Below are 14571 nucleotides of genomic sequence, written 5' to 3'. Positions count from 1 at the left end.
TTTTTACCCGGCAGCGACCTGCTCTCCCACAGGGCCTCCCCTGCAGTACCATGGGCACTGTGGAACTTAACCTTCCTGTTCGAAATGGTAAGGGGTGTTGCCTCCACGTTATTGCCACCAGATTTCTATTCTTTTGTTCAGGAGTTTTATCCCCTCAAAATTGCACAGTAAATATTATTTGGTCAAGCCCTCGACCTATTAGTATCAGTCAGCTTAACATGTTGCCATGCTTACACCCCTGACCTATCTCCTCCTCTTCTCGGAGGGGTCTTACTGGCTTTCGCCATGGGAAATCTCGTCTTGGGGTGGGCTTCACACTTAGATGCTTTCAGCGTTTATCCCTTCCCGACTTAGCTACCCAGCTGTGCTCCTGGCGGAACAACTGGTTCACCAGCGGTCAGTCCATCCCGGTCCTCTCGTACTAGGGACAGCTCCCCTCAAATTTCCTACGCCCGCGACGGATAGGGACCGAACTGTCTCACGACGTTCTGAACCCAGCTCGCGTGCCGCTTTAATGGGCGAACAGCCCAACCCTTGGGACCTACTCCAGCCCCAGGATGCGACGAGCCGACATCGAGGTGCCAAACCTCCCCGTCGATGTGAACTCTTGGGGGAGATCAGCCTGTTATCCCCGAGGTAGCTTTTATCCGTTGAGCGATGGCCCTCCCACGAGGTACCACCGGATCACTAAGCCCGACTTTCGTCCCTGCTCCACCTGTCTGTGTTGCAGTCAAGCTCCCTTTTGCCTTTGCACTCTCCGAAGAATTTCCAACCCTTCTGAGGGAACCTTTGTACGCCTCCGTTACTCTTTTGGAGGCGACCGCCCCAGTCAAACTGCCCGCCTATCATTGTCCCGTGTCCAGTTTCATGCACTCCGGTTAGAATTTCAGTACTGCCAGGGTGGTATCCCAACGTTGGCTCCACAAATGCTGGCGCACTTCTTTCCCTGCCTCCCACCTATCCTGTACAGGCAATACCAAAATTCAGTGATAAACTGCAGTAAAGCTCTACGGGGTCTTTCCGTCCAATCGCGGGTAGCAAGCATCTTCACTTGCACTTCAATTTCGCCGGATTTGTTGTTGAGACAGTGCCCAAATCATTACGCCATTCGTGCGGGTCGGAACTTACCCGACAAGGAATTTCGCTACCTTAGGACCGTTATAGTTACGGCCGCCGTTTACTGGGGCTTAAGTTCTTGCCTTCGCTTTCGCTGAGCAGTCCCCTTAACCTTCCAGCACCGGGCAGGCGTCAGCCCCTATACTTCAGCTTTCGCTTTAGCAGAGACCTGTGTTTTTGATAAACAGTTGCTTGGGCCTTTTCTCTGCGGCCACTTCCGTGGCACTCCTTTTCCCTAAGTTACGGAGTCAATTTGCCGAGTTCCTTAACAACAATTCTTCCGATGGTCTTAGGATTCTCTCCTCACCTACCTGTGTCGGTTTGCGGTACGGGCACATTCCTGCTCCATAGAGACTTTTCTTGGCAGTGTGAAATCAGATACTCGCCCTTGCGGACTCCCCTTCAAAGCTCAGGATTACCGGACATATGGTTTTTCCTCTATCTCCTCCCTCACTCCTTGGACACACATCCATTCGTGTGCACATCCTATCCTTCTGCGTCATCCCTTCTGTTCTTTTTCGCAAAAATGTGGTACCGGAATTTCAACCGGTTGTCCATCGCCTACGCCTCTCGGCCTCGGCTTAGGTCCCGACTTACCCCGGGCGGACGAACCTTCCCCGGGAACCCTTAGGTTTTCGACCAATAAGATTCTCACTTATTTCTCGCTACTTATGCCAGCATTCTCTCTCCTGCACCGTCCACCACTCCTTCCGGTATGGCTTCTGCCTGTGCAGCATGCTCCCCTACCGCCCTTTCAGGCCCATAGCTTCGGTGGTAAGTTTTAGCCCCGGACATCTTCGGCGCATGACCTCTTGACTAGTGAGCTATTACGCACTCTTTAAATGTATGGCTGCTTCTAAGCCAACATCCTAGTTGTCTTCGATATCACACATCCTTTTCCACTTAACTTACACTTCGGGACCTTAGCTGGTGGTCTGGGCTTTTTCCCTTTTGACTACGGATCTTATCATTCGCAGTCTGACTGCCGGGATTCAAGTATATGGCATTCGGAGTTTGATAAGGTTCGGTAACTGTTGTCAGCCCCTACCCCATTCAGTGCTCTACCTCCATTACTCACTCCCGACGCTAGCCCTAAAGCTATTTCGGGGAGAACCAGCTATCTCCGAGTTCGATTGGAATTTCTCCGCTATCCACAGCTCATCCCATGGTTTTTCAACACCAACGTGGTTCGGTCCTCCACGGAATTTTACTTCCGCTTCAACCTGGCCATGGATAGGTCACCCGGTTTCGGGTCTACAGCATACAACTCCCCGCCCTTTTCAGACTCGGTTTCCCTTCGGCTCCATACCTTAAGTATTTAACCTTGCTGCATGCCGTAACTCGCTGGCTCGTTCTACAAAAAGCACGCCGTCGTACTTTAACGTACTTCGACTGTTTGTGGACACACGGTTTCAGGTTCTCTTTCACTCCCCTCCCGGGGTTCTTTTCACCTTTCCCTCACGGTACTCCTCCTCTATCGGTCACCAGGTAGTATTTAGCCTTGGGAGGTGGTCCTCCCTGCTTCCCACAAGGTTTCTCGTGTCTCGTGGTACTCCGGTACAGGTTATTTCGTTTCTGCTTTTCACTTACAGGGCTTTTACCTTCTGCGGCTCATCTTTCCAGTTGTATTCAGTTAAGCTTCCACAATTTTTTTTACCTGACCTCTACCCCGGAAACAAGTTTCCGGTTTGGGCTCTTTCCCTTTCGCTCGCCGCTACTTAGAAAATCGATTTTTCTTTCTCTTCCTCCGGGTACTTAGATGTTTCAGTTCCCCGGGTTTCCCTCTGCAGACCTATATATTCACCCTGCAGTACCTATTGTTTTTTAGGTGGGTTTCCCCATTCGGATATCTCTGGTTCTCTGGCTATTTGCGCCTACCCAGAGCTTTTCGCAGCTTATCACGTCCTTCTTCGGCTCCTGGTGCCAAGGCATCCTCCATGCGCCCTTTGTAGCTTGACCTGATAATTTAGTCCAAATCTTTGATTTGGTTCCTAAATTGCACTCCTCAGCCTTAGCTGAGTGAGTTTCATTAAAAAATTGCTATTAACTTCGCACAGCTGCATCAAATGCCTCACTGCGGTGCTCATTTACATAAGTAAACTCTGCTCCTAATTCGGCCTTTTCCTTGCTGTACTCGTTATTACCAATTTTTTATCCTTAGTTATTTATTACAATGCAAGCATAACTTTAATTATACTTACTACTACAAAGGTTATTTCTAACCTTAGCTTTACTTCTTTTATTTACTGTGCAATTTTCAAAGGACAAAATTCTTTCAATTCACAGTGCACAATTTACTATTACTGCTTACACCGTACAATTGGAATGAGAATCTAACTGTCAATTGTCAACTCTTAATTGTCAACTGACTATGATCCCTCAAAATTAAACAGAATAAATGGTAACTTACTTATCTATATTCCCCAGCTTTTAAGGCAAGCTTCCCTGCCTTTCGACTCCTTAGAAAGGAGGTGATCCAGCCGCAGGTTCTCCTACGGCTACCTTGTTACGACTTCACCCCAATCACTAACCCCACCTTCGGCCGCGTCCTCCTTGGTTAGACTACGGACTTCGGGTGTTGCCAGCTCTCATGGTGTGACGGGCGGTGTGTACAAGACCCGGGAACGTATTCACCGCGACATGCTGATTCGCGATTACTAGCAACTCCAACTTCATGCAGGCGGGTTTCAGCCTGCAATCCGAACTGGGAGCAGTTTTTGAGATTTGCTCCTCCTCGCGGTATTGCTTCTCTCTGTTCTGCCCATTGTAGCACGTGTGTCGCCCTGGACATCAGGGGCATGATGATTTGACGTCATCCCCACCTTCCTCCACGTTAACCGCGGCAGTCTTGTTAGAGTGCCCACCTTTCTGTGATGGCAACTAACAACAGGGGTTGCGCTCGTTGCAGGACTTAACCTAACATCTCACGACACGAGCTGACGACAACCATGCACCACCTGTCTCCCTGCCCCAAAGGGCTTCCTCCATTACAAGTTATTCAGGGGATGTCAAGTCCAGGTAAGGTTCTTCGCGTTGCTTCGAATTAAACCACATGCTCCGCTGCTTGTGCGGGTCCCCGTCAATTCCTTTGAGTTTTAATCTTGCGATCGTACTTCCCAGGCGGAGTACTTATTGTGTTTACTGCGGCACAGGAGGGGTCGATACCCCCTACACCTAGTACTCATCGTTTACGGCGTGGACTACCAGGGTATCTAATCCTGTTTGCTACCCACGCTTTCGTGCCTCAGCGTCAGTTACAGTCCAGAGAACCGCCTTCGCCACTGGTGTTCTTCCTAATCTCTACGCATTTCACCGCTACACTAGGAATTCCGTTCTCCTCTCCTGCACTCTAGATATCCAGTTTGAAATGCACTGCCCGGGTTAAGCCCGGGTCTTTCACATCTCACTTAAATATCCGCCTGCACACCCTTTACGCCCAGTAATTCCGGACAACGCTCGCCACCTACGTATTACCGCGGCTGCTGGCACGTAGTTAGCCGTGGCTTCCTCTTCCGGTACCGTCATTATCGTCCCGGATGACAGAGCTTTACGATCCGAAAACCTTCTTCACTCACGCGGCGTTGCTGCATCAGGCTTTCGCCCATTGTGCAATATTCCCCACTGCTGCCTCCCGTAGGAGTCTGGACCGTTTCTCAGTTCCAATGTGGCCGTTCACCCTCTCAGGTCGGCTACGCATCGTCGCCTTGGGGGGCTTTTATCCCTCCAACTAGCTAATGCGACGCGGGCCCATCTCAAAGCGGATTTCTCCTTTAAGGTATCCTCCATGCGGTTTTTACCTTCTATGCGGTATTAATCTCCCTTTCGGGAGGCTATCCCCCTCTTTGAGGCAGGTTACCCACGTGTTACTCACCCGTCCGCCGCTATTCCACCCCCGAAAGGGCTTCCTCGCTCGACTTGCATGTGTTAGGCACGCCGCCAGCGTTCGTCCTGAGCCAGGATCAAACTCTTATTTTAAAAGTTTTATTTGACTCTGTTGAAAATTACTATTAGCTTCGCCCAGCTTCGTCAAATGCCTCATTCCGGTGCTCAATTACACAAGTAAGTTCCGCTCCTCATTCAGCCTTTTCCTCGCTGTACTCGCTACTAGTAATTTTAGTATATCTCTTTCAGCAAAATACTAAGTAAATATACTTAATTACGAAATTACTTCCTCTACTGCTCTCGCAGCTCAAAAGAATTGCTGGTTTATTCTTAATAAATAAGTTTACCTATGTTCTTCATTCTGTTTAATTTTCAAGGATCATTTTATTTCGCAAACATTGTAACATTATTAAAACACTACTAAATACACCCAAACTTTAATGAAAAAACTGTTACAATCCCTTACGACTTTTACATTCTATCATTTAAATTTAATGTCGTCAATACATTTTTAAATATTTATATATATATAGACAAATAATTTTTTTATTTTTCAATTCTTTTAATGAAATATCTAAAATCAAGGATATCTGGGAAGTTTAGACAATAAAAGACATCCTTGATTTATTTAAAATCAAGTAATTCTTATGTTCAGGTGGAATTTGCCTATATCTCCATCTAAACAGAAGAACTTAAAAGATACGTAGCAGTGTTTATACACCACTCTGAATAAGATGGGAACCTTAGTTAATTCCAGAATTGGGATAAACAATTTTCAGCAATTAAATCTATTACTTATTCAGTACAATTTATTTTAGCTATAGCCACAACTCTCTGTTCCTCTTCTGTACGCATAAGAGTAACTCCCATAGCATTTCTACTAGTAGTAGAAATATCAGATACATTAAGTCTTATAGCTACATTGCTACTATTTATAAGCATCATTTCATCCTCATCTTTTACAACTCTAGCACCTACTATTAAACCTGTCTTTTCTGTAGACCTATAAGTTATAATTCCTTTTCCTCCTCTTCTATGGATAGTATATTCAGTTACTGGAGTTCTTTTTCCAAACCCATTTTCACTAACTACTAAAATATCTCCATCATTGCTTGCAATATCCATAGCAACAGCAATATCTTTTTTCCTTAAAGTTATAGCTTTAACTCCTGTGGTATTCCTTCCAGTAGGTCTTACATCTTTTTCACTAAATCTTATAGCGTATCCATTTTTCGTAAAAATTATCACTTCACTACCACCTGTAGTCATTTTAACACCTATAAGTTCATCTCCATCTCTTAAATTTATAGCATTTAATCCACTTTTCCTTATAGATGCATATTGCTTTATTTCAGTCTTTTTAACTAATCCCTGCTTAGTAGCCATTATAAAATAATTATCATCGTCAATCTCTTTAAAAGATATAACTGCTTGAATCTGCTCATCTCCATCTAAAGGCAACAAGTTAACCAGATTAGTACCTTTAGCTGTTCTACCTGCATCAGGAATTTCGTAACCTTTTAATTTATATACTTTGCCTTTATTGGTGAAAAATAAAATATGACTATGAGTGGAAGTAATAAATATATGCTCTACAAAATCATCTTCCTTTGTAGTCATAGCTTGTATGCCCTTTCCTCCTCTTCTCTGTGAAGAATAAGTATCTGCAGAAATTCTTTTTATATATCCTGCATGAGTTAGAGTTATAACTACTTCTTCCTCTTCAATAAGATCCTCAATATTTATATCATCATTACTTATTTGTATTTCAGTTCTTCTTTCATCACCATATTTATCTCTTATTTCAATCAGTTCATCCTTAATCATATTTAATAGAACTGATTTATTCTCTAATATTTCTTTAAGATGTTTTATTATATTCATTAATTCATTATACTCATTTTCAATTTTTTCTCTTTCAAGCCCTGTAAGTCTTTGAAGTTTCATCTCCAAAATAGCCTGAGCCTGTTTTTCAGAAAGATTAAACTTATCTATTAAACCATTTCGTGCAATTTCTGTAGTTTTAGACGATCTTATCAAACTTATTACTTCATCGATATAATCCAATGCTATTTTTAATCCTTCTAGAATATGAGCTCTCGCTTCTGCTTTATCCAATTCAAATTTAGTCCTTCTGGTTAAAATCTCTTCTTGAAATTTTAAATAATGCACAAGCATCTGTTTTAAATTTAAAACTTTAGGCTCATTATCTACAAGTGTGAGCATTATAACTCCAAAAGTATCCTGCATCCTTGTATGTTTATACAACTGATTTAAAGTTATATTAGCATTGGCATCTCTTTTCAATTCTACAACAATTCTCATTCCATCTCTATCTGACTCATCTCTAATATCCGATATACCGTCTACTCTTTTATTTTTAACCAAATCCGCCATATTTTCTATAAGTTTGGATTTGTTCACCTGATATGGAATTTCAGTTATTACTATTCTATTTTTCCCTTTTTCTTCTTGAATTTCAGTTTTAGCCCTTACTATTATCTTTCCTCTTCCAGTTTCATAAGCACTTTTTATACCAGATGTACCAACTATTATTCCTGATGTTGGAAAATCAGGCCCTTTTATAGATGTCATAAGTTCGTGAATAGTAACTTCTGGATTCTCTATTATCATTATAACTCCATTTATAACTTCAACAAGATTATGTGGCGGTATATTGGTAGCCATACCTACTGCTATTCCCGCAGAACCATTCACAAGTAAATTTGGAAATCTTGAAGGCAAAACCGATGGTTCCTTTTCTTCACCATCAAAATTTGGAATAAAGTCTACTGTATTTTTATTTATTCCCCTTAACATCTCAACAGTTATTTTATTCATTTTGGCTTCTGTATACCTCATAGCTGCAGCACTATCTCCATCTACAGAACCAAAATTTCCATGACCATCAACCAAAGTATATCTAATAGAAAAGTCCTGGGCCATTCTAACAAGAGCATCGTAAACAGATGAATCTCCATGTGGATGGTATTTACCTAAAACATCTCCTACAATTCTTGCACATTTCCTATAGCCTTTTTCAGGAGTAAGCCCAAGTTCATACATAGAATATAATATTCTTCTATGAACTGGTTTTAATCCATCACGTACATCTGGTAGTGCACGGCTGACAATAACGCTCATTGCATAATCTATATAACTCTTTTTCATCTCCTGACTTATATCTATTGGTAAAACTTTTCCTTCATCAAACATCAAATACACCTCTCTACTATATGTCTAAGTTAACAACTTTCTTAGCATTTTCTATTATAAAATCTTTACGAGGTTCTACTTTGTCACCCATAAGTATAGTAAAAATTTCATCTGCAGCAATTGTATCTTCCACATTAACTTGTATTAAAGTTCTTGTTTCTGGATTCATAGTAGTATCCCAGAGCTGTTCGGAATCCATTTCTCCAAGTCCTTTATATCTCTGTATATCTACATTACTATTTTTTCCTCCTATTTCATTAAGTACTATTTCCAATTCTTTATCGGAGTAAGCATAATAGTCTTTTTTACTTTTAGCTACTTTGTATAGAGGTGGTTGAGCGATATAAACATGACATTTTTCAACAAGCTCTTTCATATACCTATAAAAAAAGGTAAGAAGTAACGTTCTTATGTGTGCACCATCTACATCTGCATCTGTCATTATTATTATCTTATTGTATCTTATCTTACTAATATCAAAATCTTTTCCTATTCCTGCTCCAAATGCCGTTATCATGGCTCTTATTTCTTCATATCCCAGTATTTTATCAAGTCTTTGCTTTTCTACATTCATTATTTTGCCCCGCAGAGGAAGTATAGCTTGAAATCTTCTATCCCTACCCTGTTTGGCTGATCCACCTGCTGAATCTCCCTCAACTAAATATATTTCACATTCAGATGGATCTTTAGACGAGCAATCTGCAAGTTTTCCCGGAAGAGATGTATTTTCAAGTACAGTTTTACGTCTTGTAAGCTCTCTTGCCTTTCTCGCTGCCTCTCTTGCACGTGACGCAACCAGTGATTTATCAATTATAGTTTTTGCAACTTGAGGATTTTCTTGTAAAAAATCACTTAAAGATTCTGCCATTATATTATCAACTATACCCCTAACTTCACTATTTCCAAGTTTTGTCTTAGTTTGACCTTCAAATTGAGGATCTACAAGTTTTATAGATATAACTGCAGTGATACCTTCTCTTATATCCTCTCCCGATAAATTTTTATCATTTTCTTTCAATATATTAAATTGTTTTGCATAATCGTTAAAAACTCTTGTTAAAGCAGATTTAAAACCTGCTAGATGAGTTCCTCCTTCTACCGTATCTATATTATTTGCAAAAGAAAAAATATTTTCAGAATATCCATTATTATATTGAAAAGCAATTTCTACAGAGTAATCACCTTTAATACCTTCTACATATATCGGATCTCTATGAATTGTTTGTTTATTTCTATTGAGGTAGGTTACAAAAGATTTTATTCCTCCTTCATAGTGAAATAATTCTCCTTTATCACTTCTTTCATCTTTTAAAGTTATAGCTATACCTTTATTTAAAAATGCCAATTCCCTAAGTCTTTGAGAAAGCACATCATAATCAAAATCTATTTCATCAAATATCTCCTTATCTGGTTTAAAGTAGATTTTTGTTCCATGTTCTTCACTATCACCTATTATTTCTAATCCTGTAGCTACCTTACCTCTCTTAAATACCTGTTTCCATATGTGTTTTTCTCTTTTTACTTCAACTTCACAAATTTCAGATAAAGCATTTACTACTGATGCTCCTACCCCATGAAGTCCGCCTGAAACTTTATATCCACCACCGCCAAACTTTCCTCCTGCATGTAATATTGTCATTATTACTTCTACTGTAGGTTTTTTTATTTTATGGTGTATACCAACCGGCATTCCTCTACCATTATCTGTAACCGTTATAGAGTTATCCTTATGTATAACTACCTCTATTTTATCGCAATACCCTGCTAGTGCTTCATCTATGCTATTATCTACTATTTCATATACCAAGTGATGAAGTCCTCTTAAACTAGTACTTCCAATATACATGCCTGGTCTCTTTCTAACTGCTTCCAATCCTTCTAATATTTGTATTTGATTTTCATCATAAATCTGTTTTTTTTCTTGTGGCATACCTATCCTCCTTACCTTATCTTAAAGTTCATAGTATAGAATTTCCGATCTTTTAGTTAATGTGGATGAAGATATAGGTGACAAGTAAATTTTACTCTTTTTATTAACTTCTGCAATAATAAAAGATTTAGGTTTATCCTTTGTAATTTTTTGTATAAATCCATCTTCTTCAGCCATCCTTAAAAATTGAGTTGTATCAGAACTATATGTTGAAGTTTCAACATTAAATATACCAATTACATCTTTTATTGGAACAACTATATTTTCACCTAAGTGTAGAAACATAAACAATCTCCTTTCAAAATTAAATTCTGCTAACTTTACCTTTTCTTACAGTAAATAGTTGAGCTTCATCTACTATATATTTTTTTATATCATCAATTCCAGTACAAGTTATAAATGTTTGTATTTCCTTTATAGAACTTAATATATATTTTTGCCTGTTTTTATCCAATTCAGATAAAACGTCATCCAAAAGCAATACAGGATATTCCCCTATAATTTCTTTTATTATTTCAAGGGAAGCAAATTTCATAGTCAAAATTGAGGTTCTTTGCTGTCCTTGAGAACCAAAATTTCTGGCGTTAATTCCATTTATATTCACAATAAAATCATCTCTATGGGGTCCATAGAGTGTACTACCTTTATATATATCTTTTTTTCTATTAAATTCTAAAATTTCAAATAGGTTATCTTCTATTTTATCAAAACTTGTTAAACATGTTATATATTTAAATTCTATATTTTCAACTCCTGAAGTTATGTTACTGTGAATAACTTTTCCTTTTTCACTAAGTTTTTTTAAATACTTATTCCTAAGTCTTATTATAACTCCACCATATTTTGATAATTGTTTATCATATACTTGAAGAATATCTACATAATTACTTTTATCCCAATTTTTAAGAATAATATTTCTCTGACTTAATACTTTATTATACTGAACCAAGCTATAATAATATTTTTTGCTGAATTTACAAAGTTCAATATCTAAAAATTTCCTTCTATAAACAGGAGATTCTTTTATTATTTTTAAATCTTCTGGTGAAAACATAACTACATTAAGAACTCCCATAAGCTCAGATAATTTACTTATTTTTATAGAATTTATATTTATTCCTTTTTTTCCTTCTTTAAATATTTTTATTTCTATTTTTTTATCTAATGACTTTTTTAACACATGGACTTTTATATATGACTCTTTATTATCCCAATTTATTAATTCTTTATCTCTATTTGTTCTAGGTGATTTACCTATACTGCAGTAATATATACTTTCTAATATATTTGTCTTTCCCTGTGCATTATCTCCTATGAATATATTTATATTTTTATTAAATTCTATATCTAATTTTCTGTAATTTCTAAAATTAATTAATTTTAAATACTTTATATACATTAAAAACACCTATTTATAATTATATCACAAATATATAATTGACAATTAATAATAAATTCTTAATGTTTATATAGAATAATTTATATAATTCTATACGTATTTCCTCCAAATTCAACTATATAGCCTTTAAATAGCTTCCTTCCCCTCCTTGTTTCTACTTCTCCATTTACTTTTACCATACCATCTTTTATGAATATTTTAGCTTCACATCCTTGTGAAACTGCCCCACACCATTTTAAAAAAGAGTCCAACCTTATTATATCTGTATTAACTTTAATTTCATTCATCTTACATTATCTCCAATTTATTTATTTTTAATTATTTAATAGTCTTACAGGTAATACTAGGTAAATACAATTATTTTTTTTGCTATTTTTTATGATACAAGGGCTTACACTACCTGAAAATTCCATTATAATTTCTTCATCTTCCATTATCCTAAGTACATCTATTAAGTACTTTGAATTAAATGCAATTTGGAGTGTATTTCCTTCTAGCAGTATATTTAACTCTTCCCTAACCATTCCTATTTGAGAATTAGAAGTTATAATCATGTTATTTTGTTCTATTTTTAGCTTTATTAAATTTGTATTACTATCTTTGGCCATTAACGAAGCTCTTTCAATACAATCTAATAATTCATTTTTTTTAGCTGTTACCCTAAGACTATACTCTTCTGGAATTATAGAATTATATTTTATAAATTCACCTTGTAACAGTCTGGATATAATCTTTGTATTTATTAAATTAAATAATATATGATTTGGAGTAAAAGTTATATTTACATTTTCATCATCATCTCCTAAAATTTTTGAAACTTCATTTAACGTTTTTCCTGGAATAACAGCATTTATTACATTTTCATTATCTAGAAGTTCGGATTTTAAAGCTAACCTATATCCATCTAAAGCTACTAAATTTAATTTTTTATTTTTAATTTCAAATAGAATACCTGTAAGTATGGGTCTTGCCTCATCTTGTGCTGTAGCAAATATGGTACCTTTTATCATATTTTTTAATGTATTTTGGGGTATAGAAAAAAATATATTTTCATTTATATTAGGTATCTCAGGAAAATCTTCTGCATTCATGTGAATAATATTAAATTTTGATTTTTGACACAATATTTCTACAGAGTTATTTTCAATTGTAGATATATATATATTATCGTTTGGTAATTTTCGTATAATATCTCCAAATATTCTTGAATCAATTACTATAGCTCCTTCTTCTTCTACTTCTGCTTGGATTGTTGTTATTATACTTAAGTCTATGTCAGAACCTGTTAATTTCACTGTATTATCATAGGCTTCTAAAAGTATACCGTTCAACACGGGCATACTAGATTTACCAGTTATTGCTTTTTGAACTGTAAATATGGATTCTTGTAATTTATTTTTTGTACATAGAAATTTCATCTAAGTACCTCCTTTTTTATGATTATCTATATAGATAGATAATTATATTTAGTAGTAGTAGTAGTAGAGACTGTGGATATGTTAATAAGTCTTAAAAATGTTGGTATAATTGAAAAAAGAATAAAAAATAAGTGTGGATAAGTATGTGAATAAAATTTGCATTATCCACATTATCCACATTATTTAAAAAAATAATAATTGTAGTATCTTTTTAATTTAATATTAACATAGTTATCAACAATGTTTGTTAATAACTATTGTTGATTTAATCTTTTTGTTAAATCATTTACAGCATTTTTAAGACTTTCATCTTTTTTTAAATTATTGGATATCTTTTCATAAGCATGTATTACAGTTGTATGATCTCTCCCACCAAATTCTTCTCCTATTTTAGGTAAGGACATATCTGTGAGTTTTCTACATAAATACATTGCTATTTGTCTTGGAAAAGCCACATTTCTAGTTCTTCTTGATGATTTAAAATCAGATACTTTTAAATTATAGTAGTTAGACACCACATCCTGTATTAATTCTATTGTAACTTGTTTTGATTGACCACTTGATATTATATCTTTTAATGCTTCTGTTGCCAAATCTATGCTTATTTCTTTGTTTGTAAGTGAAGAAAAGGCAACTATTCGTATTAAAGCTCCTTCTAGTTCCCTTATATTTGATTTGATTTTTGTTGCTATGTATGCCATTACCTCGTTTGGAATATTCAATTTTTCAACGTCAGCTTTCTTTTTTAATATAGCCATTCTTGTTTCGAAGTCAGGGGGTTGGATATCAGCTATAAGCCCCCATTCGAATCTAGATCTAAGTCTATCTTCCAGTGTAGGTATTTCCTTTGGAGGTCTATCGCTTGATAGAATTATTTGTTTATTAGCTTCATATAGTGCATTGAAAGTATGAAAAAATTCTTCTTGGGTTCTTTCTTTACCAGCTATAAATTGAATATCATCTATAAGTAAAACATCTATGTTTCTATACTTGTTTCTAAATTCAACATTTTTGTCATCCTTTATAGAATTTATTAATTCATTAGTGAATTTTTCAGAAGAAACATACACTACTTTACAGTTGGTATTATTATGCAATATATGATGTCCTATAGCGTGCATTAAGTGGGTTTTACCTAAACCTACTCCTCCATATATAAATAAAGGATTATATGCTTTTGCAGGTGATTCTGCTACAGCAAGGGAAGCTGCATGGGCAAATCTATTACTGTTGCCTATAACAAATGAGGTAAAAGTATATTTTGGGTTTAACATAGTGGACATCTCATCGGTTACTATTATTGAACTTTTTATATTTTGTTCATTTGTTGTATCTAAAGTTAAAAATTCTTCTGTTAATTCAGATGAAATTAAAAATTTAACATTATATTTTTTTGAAGTAACCATTTGCAGTGCCCTAATTATTAAGTCAGTATATTTGTTACTTAGTATACCTTTGGTAAGGTCATTTGGTACAGTTAACATAAATGTATCATTTTCAATAGATATAGGAGTAATACTTTTGATCCACGTATTAAAGCTTACTTCAGTAGTCTCACCTTTTATTATGTTTAAACATTGTTCCCATATTTCTTTTAAATGGGCATTCAT

Annotated in this window: 7 protein-coding genes and 3 rRNA genes; all 10 read right to left on the bottom strand. The window is 36.4% G+C overall.

Annotated features, from left to right (window positions below; genetic code table 11):
* Window positions 1-5: 5 nt before the first annotated feature.
* The 10 genes from rrf to dnaA all read right to left on the bottom strand — a co-directional run bounded on the left by rrf (window position 6) and on the right by dnaA (window position 14571).
* Window positions 6-122: ribosomal RNA gene (gene rrf / locus AB3K27_RS00050) — 5S ribosomal RNA — on the bottom strand.
* 56 nt (window positions 123-178) lie between these two features.
* A 23S ribosomal RNA gene (locus tag AB3K27_RS00045) occupies window positions 179-3075 on the bottom strand.
* A gap of 505 nt (window positions 3076-3580) precedes the next feature.
* Window positions 3581-5091: ribosomal RNA gene (locus AB3K27_RS00040) — 16S ribosomal RNA — on the bottom strand.
* The 16S, 23S and 5S rRNA genes sit together here, the layout of an rRNA operon.
* A 702-nt stretch (window positions 5092-5793) precedes the next feature.
* Window positions 5794-8214: a DNA gyrase subunit A gene (gene gyrA, locus AB3K27_RS00035; RefSeq protein ID WP_368489262.1), complete on the bottom strand. Its 2421-nt coding sequence runs from the start codon at window positions 8212-8214 to the stop codon at window positions 5794-5796.
* 16 nt (window positions 8215-8230) lie between these two features.
* Window positions 8231-10144 (bottom strand): DNA topoisomerase (ATP-hydrolyzing) subunit B, encoded by a 1914-nt coding sequence (gene gyrB, locus AB3K27_RS00030; protein ID WP_368489261.1) that lies wholly within the window; start codon window positions 10142-10144, stop codon window positions 8231-8233.
* A gap of 21 nt (window positions 10145-10165) precedes the next feature.
* Window positions 10166-10429, bottom strand: a complete 264-nt coding sequence (gene remB, locus AB3K27_RS00025; RefSeq protein WP_368489260.1) for an extracellular matrix regulator RemB — start codon at window positions 10427-10429, stop codon at window positions 10166-10168.
* A gap of 19 nt (window positions 10430-10448) precedes the next feature.
* Entirely contained in the window at window positions 10449-11543 is a 1095-nt protein-coding gene (gene recF, locus AB3K27_RS00020) for a DNA replication/repair protein RecF (protein WP_368489259.1), read from the bottom strand.
* 80 nt (window positions 11544-11623) lie between these two features.
* The gene (locus AB3K27_RS00015; RefSeq protein WP_368489258.1) at window positions 11624-11830 is read right to left on the bottom strand and encodes an RNA-binding S4 domain-containing protein; all 207 of its coding nucleotides are present in this window, start codon (window positions 11828-11830) and stop codon (window positions 11624-11626) included.
* A 27-nt stretch (window positions 11831-11857) separates the two neighbouring features.
* Complete coding sequence (dnaN, locus tag AB3K27_RS00010; RefSeq protein ID WP_368489257.1) at window positions 11858-12961, bottom strand: DNA polymerase III subunit beta; 1104 nt, start codon at window positions 12959-12961, stop codon at window positions 11858-11860.
* Between the two features lie 254 nt (window positions 12962-13215).
* Window positions 13216-14571 (bottom strand): chromosomal replication initiator protein DnaA, encoded by a 1356-nt coding sequence (gene dnaA, locus AB3K27_RS00005; protein WP_368489256.1) that lies wholly within the window; start codon window positions 14569-14571, stop codon window positions 13216-13218.

Origin of the sequence: Clostridium sp. BJN0013 (assembly GCF_040939125.1) — a bacterium.
GTDB lineage: Bacteria > Bacillota > Clostridia > Clostridiales > Clostridiaceae > Clostridium_B.
This window is presented reverse-complemented; position numbering and strand designations above follow the sequence as displayed.

What these genes read in the sequence shown, in the direction of transcription:
- remB (WP_368489260.1), bottom strand. Translation starts at nt 10,429, where the DNA reads ATGTTTCTACACTTAGGTGAAAATATAGTTGTTCCAATAAAAGATGTA.
- gyrA (WP_368489262.1), bottom strand. Translation starts at nt 8,214, where the DNA reads ATGTTTGATGAAGGAAAAGTTTTACCAATAGATATAAGTCAGGAGATG.
- dnaA (WP_368489256.1), bottom strand. Translation starts at nt 14,571, where the DNA reads ATGAATGCCCATTTAAAAGAAATATGGGAACAATGTTTAAACATAATA.
- dnaN (WP_368489257.1), bottom strand. Translation starts at nt 12,961, where the DNA reads ATGAAATTTCTATGTACAAAAAATAAATTACAAGAATCCATATTTACA.
- AB3K27_RS00015 (WP_368489258.1), bottom strand. Translation starts at nt 11,830, where the DNA reads ATGAATGAAATTAAAGTTAATACAGATATAATAAGGTTGGACTCTTTT.
- recF (WP_368489259.1), bottom strand. Translation starts at nt 11,543, where the DNA reads ATGTATATAAAGTATTTAAAATTAATTAATTTTAGAAATTACAGAAAA.
- gyrB (WP_368489261.1), bottom strand. Translation starts at nt 10,144, where the DNA reads ATGCCACAAGAAAAAAAACAGATTTATGATGAAAATCAAATACAAATA.